This window comes from Amycolatopsis ponsaeliensis, from assembly GCF_030182635.1.
Lineage (GTDB): Bacteria > Actinomycetota > Actinomycetes > Mycobacteriales > Pseudonocardiaceae > Amycolatopsis > Amycolatopsis ponsaeliensis.
This window is the reverse complement of record NZ_JAPZLD010000056.1, coordinates 1-21,356: the sequence shown is the minus strand read 5'-3', so window position 1 is coordinate 21,356 and position 21,356 is coordinate 1. Positions and strand designations below refer to the sequence as shown.

Below are 21,356 nucleotides of genomic sequence, written 5' to 3'. Positions count from 1 at the left end.
CACTTTCAGCCGTAGTAACCCTTTTCGAGGTCGTCGAGCAGTCCCGGGTGCGCCGGCTGCCAGCCGAGCAGCTCCCGGGTCAGGTCCGCGGACGCCGGCTGGTCGATCGCCAGGAGCGCGCCGAGGAAGCCGAGTTCGTCGGCCTCGACGGACGTGACCGGCAGCCCGAGCCGGCGGCCGGCCACCTCCGCGACGTCGCGGATGGCCACGCCCTCGTCGCCCACTGCGTGCAGCACCGAGCCCGCGGGCGCCTGCTCCAGCGCCAGGCGGAACAGGTGGGCCGCGTCCAGGACGTGCACGGCCGGCCAGCGGGCCGTCCCGTCACCGACGTAGGCCGCGATGCCCTTCTCCCGCCCTGCGGCGATGAGCCGCGCGATGAGCCCGTGGGCGTCCCCCTCACCGTGGACGGACCGCGGGAGCCGCACGAGGGACGCGCGGACGCCGCGATCCACCGTCGCCAGGACGGCGCGGGCGATGTCCGCCCGGCCGGCCACCGGACCCCCGAAGACGGCCTCGTCCTGCTCGGTCGCCGTCCGGCCGGCCATGAACGGCGTCCCCGAGGCGGCGACGAACGCCTTGCCTTCGAGCACGGCCGTCATGGCGCCGACGGCGGCCGCGTCGGTCCGGATCGCGGCGTCCATCCGGCTGAAGTCGTGGCCGAAGGCGAGGTGGACGACACCGTCGGCGTTCGCGGCGCCGGCTTTGAGCGTTTCGAGGTCGTCCAGGTCGCCGCGGAGCACCTCGGCGCCCAGCTTTTCGACGGCCGCCGCGGAGGCATCCGACCGGGCGAGGCCGACGACCTGGTGGCCGGCGCCGAGTAGTTCGGGCAGGAGGGCCGAACCGATCCAGCCGCTCGCACCGGTGACGAAGACACGCATGAGAACCTCCCTGTGATGACACCTGGTGCCATCAAGGTAGCACGAATGACGACACCAGGTGTCATCGCCTAAGCTGGAGGCATGAGCCGCTGGGAGCCGAACGCACGCGAGCGGCTGGTGCGCGCCGCGGTGGAGTCGTTCCTCGAGCGCGGCTACGACGAGGTGACGGTCGCGGAGATCACCGAGCGCGCCGGGCTGACCAAGCGGACGTTCTTCCGGCACTTCGCGGACAAGCGTGAAGTGCTGTTCGCGGGCCAGGACATCCTGAGCCGCATCTTCGCGGAGGCGATCGCCGCCGCCCCCGCCTCGGCGACCCCGATCGAGGCGATCTCGGCCGCGCTGACGGCCACCGAGACAGCGTTCGGCCCGGACCACCGCGAGTGGGCGCGCAAGGTCCAGGCGGTGGTCTCGGGCCACAGCGACCTGCGGGAGCGCGAGCTGCTGAAGAAGGCGAAGCTCCGGGCCGCGATGGCGGACGCGCTGCGAGAGCGTGGCGTGCCGGACCCGGCGGCGAGCCTGGCCGCGGAGATCGGCGGGCTCGCGTTCACGACGGGCTTCGCCCGCTGGGTGGCCCCGTCGAATGAGCGAGACTTCGGGGAAGTGGCGCGGCAAGCGTTGGCTGAGCTCGTCGAAGCGACCGCCAAACTCGGCTGAGCTCCCCGCCGCCGAGATGTCTTGAATGAGTCATTCAGGGCGTGCGAGGTCCTGAATGACTCATTCAAGACGTTTGGCCGAGGCACCGCACTCAGCTGTCCAAGAGAGCGCTTCCCAACGGCGTCAAGGAATGCAGCACGGTGTTGCGCTCCCGGTGCGTGATGATCAGCCCGGCGCGCCGCAGCACCGTGGTGTGCTTGCTGACCGCCGACGGCGTGACCCCCAGCCGCGCCGCCAATTCGGACGTCGAGCAGCCCACCGCCAGTACCGCCAGCGCCGCCGCGCGGGTCGGGCCCAGCAGGTCCGCCAGCGCCTTGCCCGACGCCTTGTGCGCCCCCTGCCCGAAACCCGCGGGCGGTGCGGCCTGGCGGACGCACGGGTAGTGCAGCCGCGGCGTGCCGCCCGGTGCCACCGGGACCAGGGCCGGGCACACCGAGAAGTACGTCGGCACCAGCAGCAGGCCGGTGCCCTCGGACGGGACCGTGCCCGGGATCCGGTCGTCGGTCTCCAGGACCGGCGCCTCCCAGCGCACCAGCGGGCGGAGGCCGGTCAGCAGCGCGTCGACGCCGCCGTGGAGCAGCAGCTGCGTGCGCATCCCGAGGTCGGCGTCCACCTGGCCGGACACCGTGTCCCAGCTCGGGGCGAGCGCGAGTTCGTGGTAGTCGCGCATGGCCTGGACCAGCCGCGGCAGGCCCGCGGTGTCGCCGTCCGCGAACGCGGCGGCCCACGCCGGCAGGTCGCGGCCGGGCGGCGCCGTGCGCAGCGCCGTCTTCAAGCTCACCGAGTCGGTCTTCAGCACCGCCGTGAGCCCGGACTCCAGCTCGTAGCGCCCCGCCGAGGGCAGCAGGAACCCCGGGATCGGCGCGTCCGGCCGGCAGAGCCACATGAGCACCGCGGCCGAGTCGGGCAGGCTCTGCCACACGCGGTAGCGCCACCGGTTGAACGCCGCCGAAGCCGCCGCGCGGCCGCCGTCGCGCCGTTGCAGGATCTGCAGGCTCCCGGCGAGCTCGCCCATCGGGTCGGCCGCGGCCGCGAGCCCGATGCGGACGAGGTCCGGCAACGTCAGCTCGATGCGCACGTACTCCCCCTGGTGTCTGCCCCTCTATCGGCGCCGGTTCCGTTCCGTTACACGCCTGACGTGCGTTCTGTCCCCTCGCGGAAATGACCTCGACGACGGCGGGAGCGCACTGAATGATGGATTCCGGAGACCGCTTTCGGGGGTTTGACGGTCTCGACGAGGGGGATTCGCCGGCACGTCCTCGCGCCGGGTCCACGGTGGGCCCGGGGCCGGATCACGCCTGCCTTCTTCCTTCGTGACCACGGGTGAACCGACGAAAAGGGGAACGATGACGAAGATGAAGCGGCTGATGGTGACGGTCGCCGCCGCGGCGGGGCTGTTCGGGCTGGTGTCCGTCCCGCAGGCCGGCGCGGCCCCGGCTCCGGCCGAGGGTCAGGGAACCGCGGTCTCGGCGCTCGCCGGCGGGATCAAGCTGCGTCCGGCGAAGGTGGGTGCCGCTCACCGGTCCACCGCCGGGGTCGCCGGGGCGAACGTCGCCGAGGCCGACGCCTACCTGATCGAGTCCGCCGCCTTCGGCCGTTGCTGGGACGGGGACCTCGGCACGATCGGCGCCAACGGCACGAAGATGCAGCTGTGGGACTGCGACGTGTACGCCGCGAACCAGGCGTTCTACATCACCCGCATCCCGGAGGGCTACCTGCGCTTCCAGAACGTGCAGAGCGGCCGGTACCTCGATGCCGACCTCGGCACGGCCGGCGCCAACGGCACCAAGGTCCAGCTGTGGGACTACCGCTCGGGCGCCAAGAACCAGTGGTGGGCCGACACCGTGAACCCGGAGGGCTACCTGCGGCTGCAGAGCCCGCAGAACAACCGGTACCTGACCGGCGAGGGTTCGGTCGGCGCCAACGGCACGCGGCTGCAGCTGTGGGACTACATCGCCGGGGGCAAGTCGCAGTGGTGGTACTGAGCCACCGAGTCACTGATTGACTGATCGGAAACGCGGGTCCCGGGCGGGGCCCGCGTTTTCGTTGCCGGCGAACGGTTCGGCGCTCAACTTAATCTTTCGTGTGAATGACCCGGTTTCGGTGGCACGCGGTATCGCGGCGACGGCAACCTGGTTTCAGGGGGCACGGCCGGCGAGGGGGGAGAGCGCTTCGGCCGGTCGTGCAACCCGTGATCGTCCACACGGGAGGGGAGCCCGCACATGAGTGTCGACCTGTCCACCACATTGTCCTGGACCACCGCGACCGGGGACGCCGGGGTGATGCTCGGCGAACTGCAGCCGAACATCCTCAAGGCCCACGTCCGCGACCACCTTTCCGCACTGCTGCTGACTTTCGGCGATCCCGCGCAGGCGCGGGCGTTCCTGGTCTCGGTCACCGGGAAGATGAAGTCCGCCAAAGCCCACCTCGACGAAGTCGGCGCGTTCAAAGGCGGCGGCGCGGCGGGCACGCCGTACGTCGGCGTGGGGCTCACCGCGGCCGGCTACCGCACCCTCGGCGTCGAGAACTTCCCGCAGGACGAGGCATTCCTGCGCGGGATGGCGGCGCCGGCGACCCGGCGGAGGCTGAACGACCCACCGCGCTCGACGTTCGATCCGGGCTACCACGGGGAAATCCACGCGGTCGTGCTCGTCGGGGACGCCACGGACAAGGCGATGACCGCGCGGCGCAACGAAATCCTGGACCTGCTGCCCGATTCCGTCACCGTGCTCGCGGAGGAAACCGGCCTCGGCCGCGTCAACGCGCGCGGCGAGGGCATCGAGCACTTCGGGTACGTCGACGGCCGGAGCCAGCCGCTGTTCCTCACCGAGGACGTCGACGCGGAGAAGAACAACACCGACGGCATCAACGTGTGGAACCCGGCGGCGCCGCTGTCCCAGGTGCTGGTGCCGGACACCGCGGCGCCCGATCCGGCCGTGCACTTCGGCAGCTACTTCGTCTTCCGCAAGCTGGAACAGAACGTGCGGCGGTTCAAGCAGGCCGAGGCAGACCTGGCCGACACGCTCGGCCTGACCGGCGACGATCGGGAGCGCGCGGGCGCGATGATCATCGGCCGGTTCGAAGACGGCACGCCGCTGACCACCCAGCGTGAAGACGGCGCGGAAAGCCCGGTGTCGAACAACTTCACCTACGACAGCGACCGCGCGGCGCTGAAATGCCCGTTCCAGGCGCACATCCGCAAGACGAACCCCCGCGGGTCCGGCGGCGCCGAGGAGCCGCCTGGCGAGCGCCTGCACCTGATGGCCCGCCGGGGCGTCACTTACGGCGAACGGCCGGACGACCCGAACGCCGACGTCCCGCCCGCGGCGCGGCCGAGCGGCGGGGTCGGGCTGCTGTTCATGGCGTTCAACTCGGTGCTGGGCAACCAGTTCGAGTTCACGCAGGCGGTCTGGGCGGACAACCCGGGCTTCCCGATCGTCGACGGCGTCACGCCGGGGCTGGACCCGGTGATCGGGCAGGGCGAGCGCGGGACGTCGGACTACACCGTCGAATGGGGCGGGTCGGCGCAGCGCACGGCCGATCCGGTGCCGCAGTCGGTGACGGTGCGGGGCGGTGAGTACTTCTTCATGCCGTCGCTGGCTTTCCTGCGGGCGCTCTGACTACCTTTGTCGTCGGGGAGGGCGGCGAAGGAGGTTTGGGGTTGGATCGGCACGAACGGCTCAGCGCACTGCTGGACATGGTGGGGCAGCGGGAAAAGATCGACGTCGAGGCCTCCGCGGAGGAGCTCGACGTCTCCCCCGCCACGATCCGGCGCGACCTGGACCACCTGGCCGGCCGCCGGCTGCTGACCCGCACGCGGGGCGGAGCGGTGGCAAGCAACGTGGCGTACGACCTGCCGTTGCGGCACAAGGCCGCGCGCAATGCGCCGGAGAAGCAGCGCATCAGCGCGGCCGCCGCGCGGCTGGTCGAACGCGGCATGGTCCTCGGGCTCAACGGCGGCACGACGAGCACGGAGGTCGCCCGCGCACTGGTGCTGCGCCCGGAGCTGGCACAGCGCGACAGCTCACCGGCGCTGACGGTGGTGACGAACGCGCTCAACATCGCCCACGAGCTGGCGGTCCGCCCGAACATCAAGATCGTGGTGACGGGCGGCGTGGCCCGGCAGCATTCGTTCGAGCTGACCGGGCCACTGGCGAGCTTGTTCCTCGACCAGATCACGTTGGACCTGGTGTTCCTGGGCGTGGACGCGTTCGACGCGGAGCGAGGGGCGTTCGCCCACCACGAGGGCGAGGCGAGCATCAACCGCCTGCTGGCATCGCGAGCACGCCAGGTAACGGTGATAGCGGACGGCGCAAAACTGGGCGGCCACGCCTTCGCAAGAATCTGCGACACGGCGGCGGTCGACCAGCTGATCACGGACCCGGGCGCGGACCCGGCCCAGGTAGCGGCGTTCGAGGCTGCGGGAGTCGAGGTCCTCCTGGCCTGAGGCGCCCCGCCCTTCCCTTGGGGGGCGTCCCCTTGTCCAGTCTACCGGCCCTGGCCTGCGAAAACGTGCTGCCAAGCAATCTGTGGATAACTGCGGGTCTGTGGACAACGAATTTGACAAACAGCCGAGCGAGCCCTCACAACTCCGCCAGCCGATCCAAAGCCAGCAACCCCGCCCCCAACCGCCCAGCCTCATCGCCCAGCTTCGCGATCCGCAGCTCCGGCATCCGCTGAAAAGTCAGATGCGAAGCCAGCCACTCCCGCACCGGCTCCAGCACATAATCCGCCGCCGTGAACAGACCGCCCCCGAGGATGATCACCTCCGGGCCCAGCAACGTCAGCAACGTCCGGATCCCGTGGCCCAAACCATCCAGCGCGTCCTGGACCACCGCCACCGCGACCTCGTCGCCGTGGCGGGCCAGGTCGACCACCTCGCGGGCGCCGTCGGCCGCGCGGCCCGTGCGCTCCGTGTAGCGGCGGGCGATCGCCGCCGCCGAGGAAATCGCCTCCAGGCAGCCGATCGCTCCGCAGCCGCACTTGCCCGGGTGGCCCACGTCGATGTGCCCGACCTCGCCCGCCTGTCCGTGCGCGCGGTGGATCCGGCCGTCGAGCAGCAGCGCGGCCGCGATCCCGGTGCCGACCGGGATGAACGCCGCGTTCGTCGCGCCCTGGCCCGCGCCCACGCGGAACTCGGCGATGCCGCCCGCGGTGACGTCGTGCCCGAACGCCACCGGCAGCCCGAGCCGCCCCTCCAGCAGCTCGCCGAACGGGACCTCACGCCAGTCGAGGTTGGCCGAGAAATGACAGACGCGGGTCTCCTCGTCCACGATCCCGGGCACGACGACGCCGACCGCGGCCGGCTCCTCGGTCCCGGCCTGCGAGGACAACGCGGCCACGATGTCCACGACCTGCGCGGCCAGCGCCGTGCCGTCCGCGCTGCGCGCCGTCTCCGCGCGCAGCGCCGCCCGGGGCTGGAGCTGCTCGTCCAGCAGCGCTGCCTTGATCGTCGTCCCGCCCACATCGAGGGCCGCCACCATTCGAGTCACCGCGGCATTGTCACATTGACGCGCCCCGAACGGCGGACCTACGCTCAACCGGCCAGACGAGGAGATTCCGGAACGCGGTGAAAGTCCGCGCGGTCGCGCCACTGTGACCCCCGCCAGGGGGAAGCCAGACCCGGATCCCTTCGTGGAGACCCCGATGAGGCCGCGAAAGCCCGAGGAGGCCACGCTCATGACCCACACGGCAGCTCCCGCCGTTCCGCTCCCGATCCGCATCCCGATCCGTGAGATCGTGCCGTGGGCGGTGTTCGTGGTGCTCCTCGCCCTGATCGCGCTGTACTTCGTGAGCGCCGAGCAGGGCGCGACAGCGGTGTTCGCGAACAACTACGTCCACGAGTTCGTGCACGACGGCCGGCACCTGCTGGCCTTCCCCTGCCACTGATCGGCGGCACGACCTCCCATGATGAAGACCCTGCTGGTCCGCGGCATGCTCGCGGGCCTGATCGCCGGCGTGCTCGCGTTCGGGTTCGCCTACGCCTTCGGTGAGCCGTCCGTGAACACCGCCATCGGCCTCGAAGAGTCCGGCGGCCACGCCCATTCCCACGACGCGGGCGCCACCCCCGCGCCGGCCGGGGAACCCGAAGAGGAGCTCGTCCCGCGGGACATCCAGAGCACCGTCGGGCTGCTCACCGGCGTCCTGGTCTACGGCGTCGCGATCGGCGGCCTGCTCTCGCTCGCCTTCGCGTTCGCCCAAGGCCGCCTCGGCAGCCTCCGCCCCCGCGTGACGGCGTTGCTGCTCACCGGCGGCGCGTTCGCCGTGGTGTTCCTGGTCCCGTTCCTGAAGTACCCGGCCAACCCGCCGGCGGTGGGCCAGCCGGGCACGATCGGCTCGCGCACCGAGCTGTACTTCGGGTTCGTCGCGGTCTCGCTGCTGGCGGGCATCCTCGCGACGGTGTTCGGCCGCAAGCTCGCGGACCGCTTCGGCGCGTGGAACGGCTTCCTCCTGGCCGCGGCGGGCTACCTCGTCGTGATCGGCGTGGTGGCCTGGCTGATGCCGGTGGTCGACGAGGTCCCGGCGGAGTTCCCGGCCTCGACGCTGTGGAGCTTCCGCACGGCTTCGATCGGCACCCAGGTGACGCTGTGGCTGGCGCTGGGCCTGGCGTTCGGCGCCTTCGCGGAGAAGTCGCTGACCAAGAAGGCCGCCGTCGCCGCCTGAGGCGAATCGTTAGGTTGTCCGCCGGTTCGTCCCTTTACGATCCCGTTGAGGGATCCGAGGGGGAACCATGACCGAGCCTTACGTCGCGCCGCCCGTCAAGCGGGACGGCTTCGCAGTACCGTCGCTGGTCGCCGGTCTGCTGGGGTTCTTCGGGCTCACGGCCGTGCTGGGGCTGGTCTTCGGCATCGTGACGCTGGTCCGGACCCGGCGGACCGGCGAAGGCGGCCGCGGCCTGGCGATCGGCGGGATCGTGGCGGGCGCGGTGTGGCTCGTCGCCCTGCCGATCGCGGGCGTTCTCGTGCTGGGCAGCCTGCTGAGCTCGTCGAACGCGCCGATCGCCGCGCTGGAAGTCGAGAACTGCTACGACACCGCACGTCCCGGCCGCGACGCGGTGCGGGTCCCGTGCGCGGGCGAGCACGACGGCGAGGTGCTCGACGCCTTCACGATGTCCGGGACGGCGTATCCCGGTGACCGGGACGCCCAGGCCGAGGTGCAGCAGAGCTGCGAGGAGCGGATGGCGGGCATGTTCGGCGGGCTCGGCGCCGAGGTCCCCCCGAGCCTGACGGTCGTCGGCTACGCCCCCGACGAAGGGGCCTGGGCGGCCGGGAGCCGGATCGGCGTGTGCGGACTCCAGTTGCGCGCCGGCAAGCTCACGAGTCCCCTACCCCACTAGGGCGCACCAGGCGGGACGAACGGCAGGTCCTTCGGCGCACCCCGGTCGAGCAGGGTGCGCAGCGCCGCCGTGTCCAGGTGCTCGCCGATCGCGTCGGCCAGCTTCTCCAGCATCTCTTCGCGCAGGTCGGCGAAGCCGGGAGCGTCCGCGGCCGGGGTCCACGCGACCCCGGCCTGGGCCGCCGCTTCGGTGAGCCACGCGCGGCGGAAGGCGTCGTTCTCGAAGGCGCCGTGCCACATCGTGCCCCAGACCGCACCCCGGCGCACGCCGTCCAAAAAGGACTCCTGCGCCGACGCCATCGTCACCGAACCGTGGTGGATCTCGTACGCGTCGACGCGGTTGCCCCGCCAGTCCCCCGACGGGCGGGCGAGCACCTTCTCCGCGGCGAACGTCACACGCGCCGGCAGCAGGCCGAGGCCCGGCACCTCGCCGGCACCGGACTCGACGTCGTCCACAATGGACTCGGCGAGCATCTGGTAGCCACCGCAGATACCGAGCACCGGCCGGCCCGCCGCGGCGCGCGCGGCCACCGCCGAGTCGAGGCCGCGGTCGCGCAGCCAGCCGAGGTCGTCCACGGTGGCGCGCGACCCGGGCAGCACCACGACGTCCGCCGCCGCGACGGTGTCGGGGTCGGCCGTGAGCGTCACGGTGACGCCGGGTTCGGCGGCCAGGGCGTCCACGTCGGTGGCGTTGGACGCGCGCGGGAAGCGCACGACGGCCACCCGCAGCCCCGGGCCGTGGGCCTCGCGGCGCCAGCCCGCGGCGGCGAGGGCGTCCTCGGAGTCGATCCAGACGCGGTCGAGCCACGGCAGCACGCCCAGCACTGGCCGGCCGGTCACCTTCTCGAGGCTGTCCAGGCCGGGCCGCAGCAGGCCGACGTCGCCGCGGAACTTGTTGACCACCCAGCCGGCGACGAGCGCCTGGTCCTCGGCGGAGAGCAGGGCGAGGGTGCCGAACATGGCGGCCAGGACGCCCCCGCGGTCGATGTCGCCGACGACGAGCACGGGCAGCCCGAAGCGCCGCGCGAGCCCCAGGTTGACGTAGTCGCCGCCGCGCAGGTTGATCTCGGCTGGGCTGCCGGCGCCTTCGCAGACGACGACGTCGTAGCGGGAGCTGAGGTCTTCGTAGGCGGCGAAGGCGATCTCGGCGAGCCCGGCGCGGCCGGTGGCGTACTCGCCGGCTTCGAGGGTCCCGAAGGGCTTCCCGAGCGCGACGACGTGACTGCGCCGGTCGCTGCCGGGCTTGAGCAGCACGGGGTTCATGGCGGCTTCGGGCTCGACCCGCGCGGCGCGGGCCTGCAGCCACTGGGCACGCCCGATCTCGGCACCGTCGGCGCAGACCATGGAGTTGTTGGACATGTTCTGCGCTTTGAAGGGGGCGACGCGGACGCCCTGGCGGGCAAGCCACCGGCAGACCCCGGCGGTGACGAGGCTCTTGCCGGCGTCGGACGTCGTCCCGGCGATGAGGAGGCCGCTCATCGGGTCGTCCCGGCGGCCACCGCCACCGCGGCGAGCCCGACCAGGCGCGACAGCCGCACCGCTCGCCTCAAGTCGACCGGCTCCGGATCGCGTCCCTCGCCGAGCCGGGCGCGGCTCTCCACCTCGCCGCCGTAGCTGTTCGTCCCGCCGAGGCGGATGTCCAGCGCGCCCGCGAACGCCGCCTCGACCTGGCCCGCGTTCGGGCTCGGGTGCTGCCCGCCGTCGCGGCGCCAGACCCGCCACGCACCCCGCGTGCGGCCTCCCGCCAGCGGCGCGCACACCGCCGTGAGCACTGCTCCGATCCTCGACGGCACCAGGTTGGCCACGTCGTCGGCGCGCGCCGCGGCCCAGCCGAAGTTCCGGTACCTCGGCGACCGGTACCCGACCATCGCGTCGAGCGTGTTCAGCGCGCGGTAGCCGAGCAACCCGGGCATCCCGGCGACCGCGCCCCAGAACAGCGGCGCGACCACGGCGTCCGAGGTGTTCTCGGCGATCGACTCGGTCGCCGCGCGGGTCAGCTCGGCGGAGTCGAGCGTCGTCGCGTCGCGCGCGCAGAGGTGCGACAGCCGCGTACGCGCTGAAGGTACTTCGCCCGCTTCGAGCAGGCGGGCCATTTCGGCGCCTTCGGCGGCGAGGCCGCGTCCGCCGAGCACTGCCCACGTACAGGCGGCAGTGAGTGCGAAGCGCGCGAAGGGACGTCGCCGCGGCGCCGTCTGAAGCGCGACGCCGAGGCCGACAGCTCCGAAGGCGCACAACCCCGCGTAGGCGACTCCGCGCGGCTTCGAGTCCGCCCACAGGACGCGTTCGAGGCGCGCCGCCGCCGAACCGAAGATCGCGACCGGGTGCCCCCGTCGAGGGTCGCCGAACAGGGTGTCGGCGGCATATCCGGTAACGAGTCCGGCAGCGGTTGTCCCTAGACGGAGTGGCACGTGGCGCACGCTAGCGCGTGCACCACAATGCCGGGTATGACTGTGCCCAACGCCGCCTCCGCGGGAAAGAAGACGTCGGCGGAGCCCACCGCCTCTTCCGCGGGAAAGAAGACGTCGGCGGAGCCCACCGCCTCTTCCGCGGGGAAGAAATCGTCGGCGGGGCTGACGGCCCGGCTCGCCGGGTACCTCGAGAACCTGGCACGCGCCCTTCGCCGGTACGGCCGCGACGAAGACAAGGTGCTGGTCCTCGGTGGCGTCCGCTCGGGGAAGTCGCGGCACGCCGAGCGGCTCGTCGCCCGCCACCCGCACCTCGTCTACGTCGCGCCCGGCCTGCCCGCGAGCGACGACGATCCCGAATGGGCCGCACGGGTGGCCGCGCACCAGGCGAGGCGGCCGGCGCACTGGAAGACCGTCGAGACCACGGACCTCGCCGGCACCCTCCGGAAGGCGACCGAGCCGCTGCTGATCGACTGCCTCGGCACCTGGCTGTCCCGCGTGCTGGACGACGTCGGCGCGTGGCGCGAGAAGCCCGGCTGGGAACACCGGCTCGACGACCGGCTCGAGGACTTCCTGGCCGCCTGGGCCGCGGCGCGGGTGCCGGTGGTCGCGGTCAGCAACGAGGTCGGCAGCGGTGTGGTGCCCGCAACGTCGTCCGGACGGCTGTTCCGTGATGTGCTGGGCGCACTGAACAACCGGGTGTCCGCCGACGCCGACCGGGTCGTGCTGGTCGTCGCGGGCCGGGCGCTCGACCTGTAGCCAGGAGGCGCCCGTGTTCGACGTACCCGTGCCCGACCCCGCCGCCCGCGCCGCCGCGCTCGACCGGCTCGACGGCCTGGTCAAGCCGCTCGGCGCGCTCGGCAAGCTGGAGGAGATCGCCGCCTGGCTGGCCGCGGCGCACGGAAGCGTGCCGCCGCGCCCGCTGGACGACGTCCGGGTGGTCGTCTTCGCGGGCGACCACGGCGTGTCGGCGCTGTCGGCGTACCCGCGCGAGGTGACCGCGGCGATGGTGCGGGTGTTCCTGGTCGGCAAGAGCGGCGTGAACGTCCTCGCCGCGCAGGTCGGAGCGAAGGTCCGAGTGGCCGACCTGGGCGTCGACTGGGACGGCGCGGACGTGCCGGCGTCGGTGACGGCGCACAAGATCCGCCGGGGCTCGGGCTCGATCGACGTCGAGGACGCTCTGGCGCCGGGTGAGGCGCAGGCGGCGTTCGAGGCGGGCCGCGCGATCGCCCGTGAGGAGGCGGACGCGGACGTGCTGATCCCGGGCGACATGGGCATCGGCAACACGGCGATGTGCGCGGCGCTGGTGGCGGCGTCGCTGGGCCTGCCGGCGGCCGAGGTGGTCGGCACGGGAACGGGCGTCGACGCGGCCGGGCTGGAGCGCAAGACGGCGGCGGTCGCGGCGGCCTTGGCGCGGACGTCGGGCCGGGTCGAGGACCCCTTCGAGCGGTTGACGGCCTTGGGCAGCGCGTGCGTGGCGGCGACGGCGGGGTTCCTGGTCGAGGCGGCGCTGCGGCGGATCCCGGTGCTGCTGGACGGGGTGTTCTCGGGCGCGGCGGCCCTGGTCGCACGGGACATCGCGCCGGGGGCGGAGCAGTGGTGGCTGGCCGGGCACCGGTCCACGGAGCCTTCGCAGGCGTTCGCGCTGAAGGCGCTGGGGCTGGAGCCGATCTTGGACTTCGGGCTGCGGCTGGGCGAAGGCAGCGGGGCGGTCCAGGCGATCCCGGCCCTGCGGGCGGCGCGCGCGATCATCGCGGACATGGGCCTGCTGGCGGACCTCGCGTGAGGGCAGCCCCCGCCACCCCCAGGCAGGGGCCCGGCAAAGTCGGGTTCCTGGCGGGTGTTTCGGTGGGCGCAGGTCGGTGGGCGCGGGTCGGTGGTCTCGCCGGCGGTGTCTTGAATGAGTCATTCAGGGCGTGGGAGGTCCTGAATGACTCATTCAAGACGTTTGCCCGGGGCGCCGAGTCGCCTGTGGACAACCCGGCGTGAGCCGTTGGGCCGACTCCGCGCGGATGGCCGTCGGGACGCTCACCACCGTGCCCGTCCCGGCGCCCCGCGTCATCGACCGGCGGGTCGCCGGGGGCGCCATGATGCTCGCTCCCCTCGCCGCCCTCCCGCTCGCCGCGGCCGCCGGGCTCGTCGTCGCCGGGGGGAACGCCCTCGGCCTCCCGAAGATCGCCATCGCCGCGCTCGCCCTCGGGGCCGTCGCCCTCGGGAGCCGGGGCCTGCACCTCGACGGGCTCGCCGACACCGCCGACGGCCTCGGTGCCTCCTACGACCGCGCCAAGGCCCTCGACGTCATGCGCCGCGGGGACTCCGGCCCCACCGGGGTCGCCACGCTCGTCTTCGTCCTGCTCATCCAGGTCGGCGCGCTGACCCAAGCCTCGCACCCGGTCGCCGCCGTCGTCGTGAGTGTGCTCGTCGGGCGCTGCACGCTCTCGATGTCCTGCGCGCGCGGCGTCCCGTCCGCGCGGCCCGAGGGGCTGGGTGCCACCGTCGCCGGCTCGGTCCCGAGAACCGTCGCGATCGGGATCGCCGTGGCCGCCGCCGGACTCACCGTGCTGATCCCCGGGACGGACTGGTGGCGGGGCCCGTTGGCCGTGGTGCTCGCCTACGCCGTGACCGCGGCCCTCCTGGCCAGGTGCACCAAGCGGCTCGGCGGCGTCACCGGCGACGTCCTCGGCGCCGGGGTCGAGGTCGCCGTCGCCGCCTCGCTGCTCGCACTCGCGTAAAACGTCGTACCCCAGGCCTAAGGTCCGGATCGTGAACCGGACCGACCGTCTCTACGCCCTCGTCGAAGAACTGCGCGCCGTCGCGCCGCGGCCCCGCAGCGCGCGCTGGCTCGCGAGCCGGTTCGAAGTCAGCACCCGCACCGTCGAGCGCGACATCAGCGCGCTGCAGCAGTCGGGCACGCCGATCTACGCCGAACCCGGCCGCACCGGCGGGTACTGCCTCGACAAGGCGCGCACCCTGCCGCCGGTCAACCTGACCCCCGGCGAGGCCGTCGCGATGGCGATGGCGCTCAAGCGGCTGGCGGGCACGCCCTTCCGCACCGAAGCGAGCTCGGCGTTGCGCAAGCTCGTCGCCGCGATGCAGGCGGACGACGCCGCCGCGGCCGAAGCCCTGGCCGGCCGGGTCCACTTCCTCGAAGACCCGCACGACCTCCCGCCGATCCCCCGCGTGCAGGCCGACGCGCTCGTCACCCGCCGCGTCCTGCGCATCGGCTACGGCGACCGCGAAGGCGCCGAGACGCGGCGCGACATCGAGCCGCTGGGGTTCGTCGGCAAGCCCGAGCACTGGTACCTGGTGGCCTGGTGCCGGCTGCGCGAAGAGATCCGTGCCTTCCGCACCGACCGGATCACCTCGGTCTCGGTCACCGCCGAGGTACCCCCGCCCCGCCCGCTGCGGCGCGAGGACCTCGACATCCCGTACGGCGTGGTCGAGCGGCTCAGCTTGGCGGAGTGAACACCGAGAAGTGGTTGCCCGCCGGGTCCAGCACGTGCGCGAACGTCACGCCGACCGGGTTGACGGCCGGCGGCCGCTGCACCTTCCCGCCGGCCTCCTCGACCCGGCGGCACGCGGCTTCGACGTCCTCGACGAGCACGGTGAACACCGCGTAATCGGGCATTTCACCCTTGGTCGCGAAGAGCCCGCCGCGCGAACCGCCGGTGTCGATCACCCGGTAGGCGGCGTCGGTGCTGGCCGAGTCGTCCTGCGCGACGCTCCAGCCGAAGACCTCGCCGTAGAACCGTTCGGCGGCCGCCGGGTCGGCGGCGCCGATCTCGAACCAGGCGACGTCGTTGAATCGGGGCATGTCGTTCCTTCCGCTGCCGCACCGGGCGTTTCCCGGCGGCGACACCCACTCTCGGTGGCGGTGGCGACAGCCCCCTGTCGGTGTTTACGAAATTTCGCGAAGCGCGGTCAGGAACGCATCCGTCGTCGCTCGGTCGCGGACCGCCAAACGCAGGTGGTCCGGGCCGAGTCCCGGGAACGTGTCTCCCCGCCGGACCGCGTAGCCCGCCTCGCGCAGCCGCGCCCGCACCGAAGCGCCGTCCGGAACCCGGACCAGCACGAACGGGCCGCGCGGGTCGCCCAGCGCCACGACGCCCGCGTCCGCCAGGCCGGACACCAGGTACTCGCGGTCCGATTCCGCCGCGATCGCCAGCTTTTCCGCTTCCTCCAACGCGGGCGGACGGCAGCACGCCACCGTCGCCACGCCGGCCAAAGTGGACACCGACCAGGGGACCTGCACCGCCCGCAGTCGCTCGATGACGTCCGGCGGAGCGAGCACGTACCCCGCCCGCAGCCCGGCCAGGCCCCACGTCTTCGTCAGGCTGCGCAGCACGACGACGCCCGGGACACCGGCGGCCAAGCTTTCGCTTTCACCGGGGACCGCGTCCAGGAACGCCTCGTCGACCACCAGCAGCCGCCCGGGACGTGCCAAGGAACGCAGCGAAGCCGCCGGGTGCAGCACCGACGTCGGATTCGTCGGATTGCCGACGAATACCAGGTCAGCGCCGTCCGGAACGAGCGCCGGATCGAGCACGAATCCGTCCTCTTCGGACAGGATCACGCGCGAGACGGCGTGACCTGCCGCCCGCAAGGCCGCTTCCGGCTCGGTGAACTGGGGGTGCACGACCACGGCGCGCCGCGGCCGAAGAGCCGAAGCCAGCAGCGTGAACGCCTCCGCCGCCCCCGCGGTGACCAGGACTTCCGCCGGGGAACGGCCGTGGCGCGCGGCGACAGCGCGTTCAGCCTCCACAGTGGACGGATAGGCCGCCAGGGAGTCCAAAGCGGACGCCAGCTCCTGCCGCAGCCACGCGGGAGGCCGCGGCAGCCGGACGTTCACGGCGAGGTCGACCAGCCCCGGCCCGACCTCCTGGTCGCCGTGGTGGTGCAGGTCGTAGTCAGGCATACGCGCGAACCCGGGAAGCGAAACGCTGGGCCAGCTCGGGATATCCGGCCCAGTGGACGTGCAGGTAGGACGCGTGCAGCGTCGGCGACGCGAAGCCGTCCAGCTGCCGGTCCCAGCCCCAGGCCGCCGACGCGCCGTGCGACGGCGTGACCTCGGTGCGGTGGAACTCGTGCCCGGTGACGCGCTGGCCGGCCGTGGCCAGGACGTTGTCCTCGACGGCGACCGCGCGCCGGTAGCCGAGCTTGCCGCGGGCGGTCATCTTCGCGTCCGCCGGCACCGCGCCCACCATCGGCACGCCGTCCAGCGACTGGCACAGGTACAGCAGGCCCGCGCATTCCGCGCTCACCGGCATCCCGCGTTCGATCGCCGAAGCCACTTCGAGACGCAACGCCGTGTTCGCCGACAGTTCCGCCGCGTGCACCTCGGGGAACCCGCCGCCGAAGTACAGCCCGGCGCATCCTTCAGGCAAAGTCTTGTCCCGCAACGGATCGACGTCGACCACGTCGACCCCGCAGGCGGCCAGCAGTTCGATGTTCTCGGTGTAGCGGAAGGTGAACGCCGGTCCGCCCGCGGCCGCTACCGTCACGCGTTTACCGTCCACACCGGACGGTTCCCACGGCGGAGAGGAAAGCGGAGACGCCCCTGAGGCGATCCGGACGATCGCTTCGAGGTCGACCCCGTCCCGCACCCACGCGGCCAGCGACGGCAGCACGCGCTCGGCTTCCGCGGAACGTTCCGCAGCGGGCACCAGGCCGAGATGCCGGCTCGGCGCGTGGATCTCTTCGTTGCGGTACAACGCTCCCAGCAGCGGGACGCCGGTGGCCTCCAGCGCGGACGCGATCTCGTCGAGGTGCCGTTGCGAGCCCAGCTTGTTGAGGATGACCCCGGCCAGCCGCACCCGCGTGTCATAAGAAGCGAAGCCGAGCACCGTCGCCGCGACGCTGCGCGATGCCGCTGACGCGTCCACCACCAGCACCACCGGCGCGTCGATGAGCCGGGCGACGTGCGCGGTCGAGGCGTAGCCCTCGGTGCCGAGCGCGCCGTCGAACAGGCCCATCACGCCCTCGATGACGGCGATGTCGGCGCCGTGGGAACCGTGACGCAGCAACGGGATCAGCCGGTCTTCGCCCTGCAGGAACGGGTCCAGGTTGCGCGCGGGGCGCCCGGTCGCGAGGGCGTGGTAGCTCGGGTCGATGAAGTCGGGCCCGACCTTGTGCCCGGAGACGCGGTGCCCGGCCTCGCGCAGCGCCGCCATCAGCCCGGCGGCGATCGTGGTCTTGCCGTGCCCCGAACCGGGCGCGGCGACGACCACGCGCGCTACCACTCGATCCCCCGCTGGCCCTTCTGCCCGGCGTCCATCGGGTGCTTGACCTTGGTCATCTCGGCGACCAGGTCGGCGGCTTCGACCAGCTCCGGCGGCGCGTACCGGCCGGTGATGACGACGTGCTGGTGCCCGGGCCGCGAGACCAAAGTGGACACGACGTCGTCCACCTCGAGCCAGCCCCACTTGAGCAGATAGGAGAACTCGTCGAGGACGTAGAAATCGTGCGTCTCGGCGGCGAGCCGGCGCTTGATCTCCGCCCAGCCCTCGCGCGCGTTCGTCGCGTGGTCCTCCTCGGTGCCGGACTTGCGCGCCCAGCTCCAGCCCTCGCCCATCTTGTGCCACTCGACCGGGCCGCCCTCGCCGGTGTCGTCGTGCAGCTTGCCCAGCGCGCGGAACGCGGCTTCCTCGCCGACGCGCCACTTCGCCGACTTGACGAACTGGAACACGCCGATCGACCAGCCCTGGTTCCAAGCACGCAGCGCCATCCCGAACGCGGCCGTCGACTTGCCCTTCATCTCGCCGGTGTGCACGGCGAGCAGCGGCCGGTTGCGGCGCTGGCGCGTGGTCAGCCCGTCGGCCGGGACGACTTCCGGTTTGCCTTGGGGCATCAGGCGGCCTTCCCGGTCCGGGCGCGGACGGCGCTCGCGAGGGAGTCGGCGGCGACCTCGCCCAGCGGCACGTGCTCGGCGCCGAGGTGGGCGGCGAGGTCGGCGGCCAGGCCGAGCCGCATCTTGCCGCTCTCGCAGTCCATGACGATGGCGGTGACACCGGCGAGCAGCCCGGCCGCGGCCCGGGCGCGCGCGACGGCGTCGGGACCGCTGGTGGCGCGGCCGTCGGTGACGACGACCAGCAGCGGGCGGCGCCGTGGGTCGCGGATCTCTTCGACGCGCAGCACGCGCGCGGCCTCCAGGAGACCTTCCGCGAGGGGTGTCCGGCCGCCGGTCGGCAGGCCTTCGAGGCGGGACGCGGCCGCGTCGACGCTGATCGTCGGCGGCAGCGCGAGTTCGGCGGCGTTGCCGCGGAAGGTGACGAGCCCGACCTTGTCGCGGCGCTGGTAGGCGTCGAGCAGCAGCGACAGCACCGCGGACTTGACCTCGCGCATCCGCGCTTTCGCGCCCATCGAGCCGGACGCGTCGACGCAGAACAGCACGAGGTTGCCTTCGCGGCCTTCGCGCAGTGCGAAGCGGAGGTCCTGACGGCGCAGCTTCAACCCGGCGCCGTCGCGGCCGCGGGCCTTCTGGTGCGGCGCCGCGGCTTTCACGGTCGCGACCAGGTGCGGGCGCCCGTCCCGGACGCTCGGGGGCTGGACGCCGATGGTGCGTCCGCTGTCGGTGATCGCGCGCGAACGACGTCCGCGCTCGCCTTCGCCCATGCCCTTGACGCGGAACACGCGGGCCTTGAACGTCTCGCCGGCGCCGACGGTCTTCTGCTGCCCGCCGTTCTGCTTCTGCTGTGGCTCGCCCTGCGGCGCGTCTCCCTGCGGGACTTCTTGCGGCGCTTCATCCGGCGTCGAACCCGAGCCAGGACCGTCGTCCTCGGGGCCCGGCTCCGGGGGCTGGGCGTCCTGAAGTGCTTGCTCCAGCTGCTCTTCCGAGATTCCGGGCGCGTCGAACGGGTTCCGGCGGCGCCGGTGCGGCAGCGCGAGCCGCGCGGCGACGCGGACGTCGTCGGTGGTCACCTCGTCGCGGCCGGCCCAGGCCGCGTGCGCGACCGCGGTGCGCGCGGTGACGATGTCCGCGCGCATGCCGTCGACCTCGAAGGACGCGCAGATCTCGGCGATCTGGCGCAGGGCGTCGTCGGGCAGCTTGACGGCGGGCAGCAGCTTCTGCGCGGACTCGATCTCCTCGGCGAGCCGGGCGTCTTCGCCGGCGTACTGCGCGGCGAAACCGTCCGGGTCGGCTTCGTAGGCGAGGCGGCGCCGGACGACCTCGACGCGCTGCTCCGGGTCACGGCTCGACGCGACCTCGACGGTCAGGCCGAACCGGTCGAGCAGCTGCGGCCGCAGCTCGCCTTCCTCGGGGTTCATGGTGCCGATGAGCACGAACCGCGCGGCGTGCGACACGGAGACGCCCTCGCGCTCGACGGTCGCGCGGCCCATCGCGGCGGCGTCGAGCAGGGTGTCGACGAGGTGGTCGTGGAGCAGGTTGACCTCGTCGACGTAGAGCAGCCCGCGGTGCGCGGCGGCCAGGAGGCCGGGCTGGTAGTCCGTGACGCCTTCGCCCAGCGCGCGCTCGAGGTTCAGCGAGCCGACGACGCGGTCCTCGGCCGCGCCGACCGGCAGTTCGACCAGCTTGGCCGGGCGCCGGTGACCGGTGGCGTGGTCGTGCGGGCCGTCCGGGCAGAGGGGGTCGGGCGCCGCGGGATCGCAGGAGAACCGGCAGCCGTCCACGACGTCGACGCCCGGCAGCAGCCCCGCGAGCGCGCGGACGATGGTCGACTTCGCCGTGCCCTTCTCACCGCGCACCAGCACCCCGCCGACGGCGGGGGAGATCGAGGAGAGAACCAGCGCCAGGCGCAGGTCCGGCAGCCCGACGACGGCGGTGAACGGGTACGGCTTCAACAGCACTCCTGAGCTCGGCGACCGGCCGATCATCGCACAGCGCCGGGCTCGCTTAGGGTGGGAAATCGTGCGCGAAAAATCACGGTTGACGGTGGTGGGAATCGGGGCTGACGGCTGGTCCGGCTTGTCGGAACAGGCTCAAGCCTTGGTGCTCGGTGCCGACGTCGTGCTGGGCGCCCCGCGGCAGCTGGCGTACCTGCCATCGGAGGTCCCGGGCGAGCCGTGGCCGTCGCCGCTGCTGCCCGGGCTCGACGCGGTCATCGCGGAGCACGAAGGACAGCGCATCTGCGTCCTGGCCAGCGGCGATCCGTTTTTGTCGGGGGTCGGCACTACTCTCGTGGCACATGGATACGAGGTCGAGGCGCTGCCCGCGCTCTCATCGGTGACACTGGCCCGGGCCCGGCTGGGCTGGTCCGCCGAGGAGACCGAGGTGGTGACGCTCGTCGGCCGGTCGTCGGCCCGGGTCGCGCGGGTGCTGGCACCGGGGCGGCGGGTGCTCGTCCTGGGTGCCGACGCGGCGGCGTTGCGCTCCTTGCTGACCGTGCGCGGGTACGGCGAGAGCGAGCTGTTCGCGCTGGAGAACCTGGGCGGGCCGGACGAGCGCATCACCGACGGCTGGGCCGGCGAACCCGGTCCGCTGACGGTGTTCGCGCTGACGTGCGAGGGGCCGGCGCTGCCCCTGATCGGCATCCCGGACGACGTGTACTCCCACGACGGCCAGCTGACGAAGCGCGACCTGCGCGTCTCGGCGCTGGCGCGGCTCGCACCGAATCCCGGCGAGCTGCTGTGGGACGTCGGGGCGGGCGCGGGCAGCGTCGGGATCGAATGGTCGCGGCTGCACGAGCTGAACCGCGCCATCGCGATCGAGCAGAACCCGGACCGCGCCGAGCGGATCGGCCGGAACGCGCTCGACCTGGGGGTCCCTGAGCTGCAGGTGGTGACGGGTCCGGCCCCGGAGTCGTTGAGCGCCCTCCCGGCCCCGGACGCGATCTTCATCGGCGGCGGCTTGACGGCCCCGGGACTGCTGGACGCCTGCCTGGCGACAGGCGCGCGGCTGGTGGCGCACGGGGTGACGCTGGAGGCCGAGCGGATCCTCGGTGACCTGTACGCCGAGCGAGGTGGTGAACTGCTGCGGATCGCGGTCGAACGCGCCGCGCCGCTCGGCGGGTTCACCGGGTGGACCCCCGCCCGGACCGTGACGCAGTGGAGCAGCCAGTGACCGCCACAACGCTTCGCCCGACGGTCGTGAGTGAGAAACAGCGTTCTAACCCTGTTTCCCACTCAC

The 21,356-nt window shown here is 72.8% G+C and carries 22 protein-coding genes; 12 read left to right on the top strand and 10 right to left on the bottom strand.

Features of this window, described 5'->3' with window-relative positions; genetic code table 11:
• Nucleotides 1–5: 5 nt before the first annotated feature.
• A complete protein-coding gene (locus QQ657_RS48325) occupies nt 6–878 on the bottom strand; it encodes an SDR family oxidoreductase (RefSeq protein ID WP_284749179.1) in 873 nt (290 codons plus the stop codon).
• A gap of 81 nt (nt 879–959) precedes the next feature.
• On the opposite strand from QQ657_RS48325, the gene QQ657_RS48320 reads away from it, so the two are divergent.
• Complete coding sequence (locus tag QQ657_RS48320) at nt 960–1,532, top strand: TetR/AcrR family transcriptional regulator (RefSeq protein WP_284749178.1); 573 nt, start codon at nt 960–962, stop codon at nt 1,530–1,532.
• A gap of 91 nt (nt 1,533–1,623) precedes the next feature.
• Here the strand turns inward: QQ657_RS48320 and QQ657_RS48315 are convergent, their stop codons facing one another.
• Nucleotides 1,624–2,610: a helix-turn-helix domain-containing protein gene (locus tag QQ657_RS48315; protein ID WP_284749177.1), complete on the bottom strand. Its 987-nt coding sequence runs from the start codon at nt 2,608–2,610 to the stop codon at nt 1,624–1,626.
• A 268-nt stretch (nt 2,611–2,878) separates the two neighbouring features.
• On the opposite strand from QQ657_RS48315, the gene QQ657_RS48310 reads away from it, so the two are divergent.
• From QQ657_RS48310 to QQ657_RS48300, 3 genes are all read left to right on the top strand, one after another.
• Complete coding sequence (locus QQ657_RS48310) at nt 2,879–3,517, top strand: RICIN domain-containing protein (protein ID WP_284749176.1); 639 nt, start codon at nt 2,879–2,881, stop codon at nt 3,515–3,517.
• 237 nt (nt 3,518–3,754) lie between these two features.
• Nucleotides 3,755–5,152 (top strand): Dyp-type peroxidase, encoded by a 1,398-nt coding sequence (locus tag QQ657_RS48305; protein ID WP_284749175.1) that lies wholly within the window; start codon nt 3,755–3,757, stop codon nt 5,150–5,152.
• Nucleotides 5,153–5,193: 41 nt separating this feature from the next.
• A complete protein-coding gene (locus tag QQ657_RS48300) occupies nt 5,194–5,979 on the top strand; it encodes a DeoR/GlpR family DNA-binding transcription regulator (protein WP_284749174.1) in 786 nt (261 codons plus the stop codon).
• A gap of 136 nt (nt 5,980–6,115) precedes the next feature.
• Here the strand turns inward: QQ657_RS48300 and QQ657_RS48295 are convergent, their stop codons facing one another.
• The gene (locus QQ657_RS48295) at nt 6,116–7,015 is read right to left on the bottom strand and encodes an ROK family protein (RefSeq protein ID WP_284749223.1); all 900 of its coding nucleotides are present in this window, start codon (nt 7,013–7,015) and stop codon (nt 6,116–6,118) included.
• Between the two features lie 196 nt (nt 7,016–7,211).
• Between QQ657_RS48295 and QQ657_RS48290 the strand changes: the two genes are divergently transcribed.
• The 3 genes from QQ657_RS48290 to QQ657_RS48280 all read left to right on the top strand — a co-directional run bounded on the left by QQ657_RS48290 (nt 7,212) and on the right by QQ657_RS48280 (nt 8,868).
• A complete protein-coding gene (locus QQ657_RS48290) occupies nt 7,212–7,421 on the top strand; it encodes a CbtB domain-containing protein (protein ID WP_284749173.1) in 210 nt (69 codons plus the stop codon).
• An 18-nt stretch (nt 7,422–7,439) separates the two neighbouring features.
• Nucleotides 7,440–8,195, top strand: a complete 756-nt coding sequence (locus QQ657_RS48285; protein ID WP_284749172.1) for a CbtA family protein — start codon at nt 7,440–7,442, stop codon at nt 8,193–8,195.
• 67 nt (nt 8,196–8,262) lie between these two features.
• Nucleotides 8,263–8,868: a DUF4190 domain-containing protein gene (locus QQ657_RS48280; protein ID WP_284749171.1), complete on the top strand. Its 606-nt coding sequence runs from the start codon at nt 8,263–8,265 to the stop codon at nt 8,866–8,868.
• On the opposite strand, the gene QQ657_RS48275 is transcribed toward QQ657_RS48280, so the two are convergent.
• Together QQ657_RS48275 and QQ657_RS48270 are read right to left on the bottom strand one after the other, a co-directional pair.
• Complete coding sequence (locus QQ657_RS48275; protein ID WP_284749170.1) at nt 8,865–10,346, bottom strand: cobyric acid synthase; 1,482 nt, start codon at nt 10,344–10,346, stop codon at nt 8,865–8,867. The two genes, QQ657_RS48280 and QQ657_RS48275, sit on opposite strands and share 4 nt — an antisense overlap.
• The gene (locus tag QQ657_RS48270; RefSeq protein ID WP_284749169.1) at nt 10,343–11,275 is read right to left on the bottom strand and encodes a cobalamin biosynthesis protein; all 933 of its coding nucleotides are present in this window, start codon (nt 11,273–11,275) and stop codon (nt 10,343–10,345) included. Before QQ657_RS48270 ends, QQ657_RS48275 begins: the two co-directional genes overlap by 4 nt.
• 36 nt (nt 11,276–11,311) lie before the next feature.
• On the opposite strand from QQ657_RS48270, the gene QQ657_RS48265 reads away from it, so the two are divergent.
• The 4 genes from QQ657_RS48265 to QQ657_RS48250 all read left to right on the top strand — a co-directional run bounded on the left by QQ657_RS48265 (nt 11,312) and on the right by QQ657_RS48250 (nt 14,737).
• The gene (locus QQ657_RS48265; protein WP_284749168.1) at nt 11,312–12,031 is read left to right on the top strand and encodes a bifunctional adenosylcobinamide kinase/adenosylcobinamide-phosphate guanylyltransferase; all 720 of its coding nucleotides are present in this window, start codon (nt 11,312–11,314) and stop codon (nt 12,029–12,031) included.
• 13 nt (nt 12,032–12,044) lie between these two features.
• The gene (cobT, locus tag QQ657_RS48260; protein WP_284749167.1) at nt 12,045–13,058 is read left to right on the top strand and encodes a nicotinate-nucleotide--dimethylbenzimidazole phosphoribosyltransferase; all 1,014 of its coding nucleotides are present in this window, start codon (nt 12,045–12,047) and stop codon (nt 13,056–13,058) included.
• A gap of 226 nt (nt 13,059–13,284) precedes the next feature.
• Nucleotides 13,285–14,004, top strand: coding sequence for an adenosylcobinamide-GDP ribazoletransferase (locus tag QQ657_RS48255; protein WP_284749222.1), 720 nt, complete (start codon nt 13,285–13,287; stop codon nt 14,002–14,004).
• Between the two features lie 31 nt (nt 14,005–14,035).
• Nucleotides 14,036–14,737, top strand: coding sequence for a helix-turn-helix transcriptional regulator (locus tag QQ657_RS48250; RefSeq protein WP_284749166.1), 702 nt, complete (start codon nt 14,036–14,038; stop codon nt 14,735–14,737).
• On the opposite strand, the gene QQ657_RS48245 is transcribed toward QQ657_RS48250, so the two are convergent.
• The 5 genes from QQ657_RS48245 to QQ657_RS48225 form a co-directional block, all read right to left on the bottom strand.
• Nucleotides 14,721–15,086, bottom strand: coding sequence for a VOC family protein (locus QQ657_RS48245; protein WP_284749165.1), 366 nt, complete (start codon nt 15,084–15,086; stop codon nt 14,721–14,723). The two genes, QQ657_RS48250 and QQ657_RS48245, sit on opposite strands and share 17 nt — an antisense overlap.
• Before the next feature lie 84 nt (nt 15,087–15,170).
• The gene (gene cobC, locus QQ657_RS48240) at nt 15,171–16,187 is read right to left on the bottom strand and encodes an Rv2231c family histidinol phosphate aminotransferase CobC (RefSeq protein WP_284749164.1); all 1,017 of its coding nucleotides are present in this window, start codon (nt 16,185–16,187) and stop codon (nt 15,171–15,173) included.
• A complete protein-coding gene (locus QQ657_RS48235) occupies nt 16,180–17,511 on the bottom strand; it encodes a cobyrinic acid a,c-diamide synthase CobB (RefSeq protein ID WP_284749163.1) in 1,332 nt (443 codons plus the stop codon). Before QQ657_RS48235 ends, cobC begins: the two co-directional genes overlap by 8 nt.
• The gene (gene cobO / locus QQ657_RS48230; protein ID WP_284749162.1) at nt 17,505–18,119 is read right to left on the bottom strand and encodes a cob(I)yrinic acid a,c-diamide adenosyltransferase; all 615 of its coding nucleotides are present in this window, start codon (nt 18,117–18,119) and stop codon (nt 17,505–17,507) included. The genes QQ657_RS48235 and cobO overlap by 7 nt, the downstream gene beginning before the upstream one ends.
• On the bottom strand, nt 18,119–20,071 hold the full coding sequence (locus QQ657_RS48225; protein ID WP_284749161.1) for a putative cobaltochelatase: 1,953 nt from the start codon (nt 20,069–20,071) through the stop codon (nt 18,119–18,121). Before QQ657_RS48225 ends, cobO begins: the two co-directional genes overlap by 1 nt.
• A 67-nt stretch (nt 20,072–20,138) precedes the next feature.
• On the opposite strand from QQ657_RS48225, the gene cbiE reads away from it, so the two are divergent.
• Nucleotides 20,139–21,290 (top strand): precorrin-6y C5,15-methyltransferase (decarboxylating) subunit CbiE, encoded by a 1,152-nt coding sequence (gene cbiE / locus QQ657_RS48220; protein WP_284749160.1) that lies wholly within the window; start codon nt 20,139–20,141, stop codon nt 21,288–21,290.
• Nucleotides 21,291–21,356: the final 66 nt, after the last annotated feature.

Bases quoted from the DNA above. Each gene is read 5' to 3' on its own strand.
- QQ657_RS48295 (WP_284749223.1), bottom strand. From the start codon at position 7,015: ATGGTGGCGGCCCTCGATGTGGGCGGGACGACGATCAAGGCAGCGCTG.
- cobC (WP_284749164.1), bottom strand. From the start codon at position 16,187: ATGCCTGACTACGACCTGCACCACCACGGCGACCAGGAGGTCGGGCCG.
- QQ657_RS48325 (WP_284749179.1), bottom strand. From the start codon at position 878: ATGCGTGTCTTCGTCACCGGTGCGAGCGGCTGGATCGGTTCGGCCCTC.
- QQ657_RS48290 (WP_284749173.1), top strand. From the start codon at position 7,212: ATGACCCACACGGCAGCTCCCGCCGTTCCGCTCCCGATCCGCATCCCG.
- QQ657_RS48255 (WP_284749222.1), top strand. From the start codon at position 13,285: ATGGCCGTCGGGACGCTCACCACCGTGCCCGTCCCGGCGCCCCGCGTC.
- cobO (WP_284749162.1), bottom strand. From the start codon at position 18,119: ATGCCCCAAGGCAAACCGGAAGTCGTCCCGGCCGACGGGCTGACCACG.
- QQ657_RS48305 (WP_284749175.1), top strand. From the start codon at position 3,755: ATGAGTGTCGACCTGTCCACCACATTGTCCTGGACCACCGCGACCGGG.
- QQ657_RS48285 (WP_284749172.1), top strand. From the start codon at position 7,440: ATGATGAAGACCCTGCTGGTCCGCGGCATGCTCGCGGGCCTGATCGCC.
- QQ657_RS48275 (WP_284749170.1), bottom strand. From the start codon at position 10,346: ATGAGCGGCCTCCTCATCGCCGGGACGACGTCCGACGCCGGCAAGAGC.
- QQ657_RS48320 (WP_284749178.1), top strand. From the start codon at position 960: ATGAGCCGCTGGGAGCCGAACGCACGCGAGCGGCTGGTGCGCGCCGCG.
- QQ657_RS48280 (WP_284749171.1), top strand. From the start codon at position 8,263: ATGACCGAGCCTTACGTCGCGCCGCCCGTCAAGCGGGACGGCTTCGCA.
- QQ657_RS48265 (WP_284749168.1), top strand. From the start codon at position 11,312: ATGACTGTGCCCAACGCCGCCTCCGCGGGAAAGAAGACGTCGGCGGAG.
- QQ657_RS48245 (WP_284749165.1), bottom strand. From the start codon at position 15,086: ATGCCCCGATTCAACGACGTCGCCTGGTTCGAGATCGGCGCCGCCGAC.
- QQ657_RS48310 (WP_284749176.1), top strand. From the start codon at position 2,879: ATGACGAAGATGAAGCGGCTGATGGTGACGGTCGCCGCCGCGGCGGGG.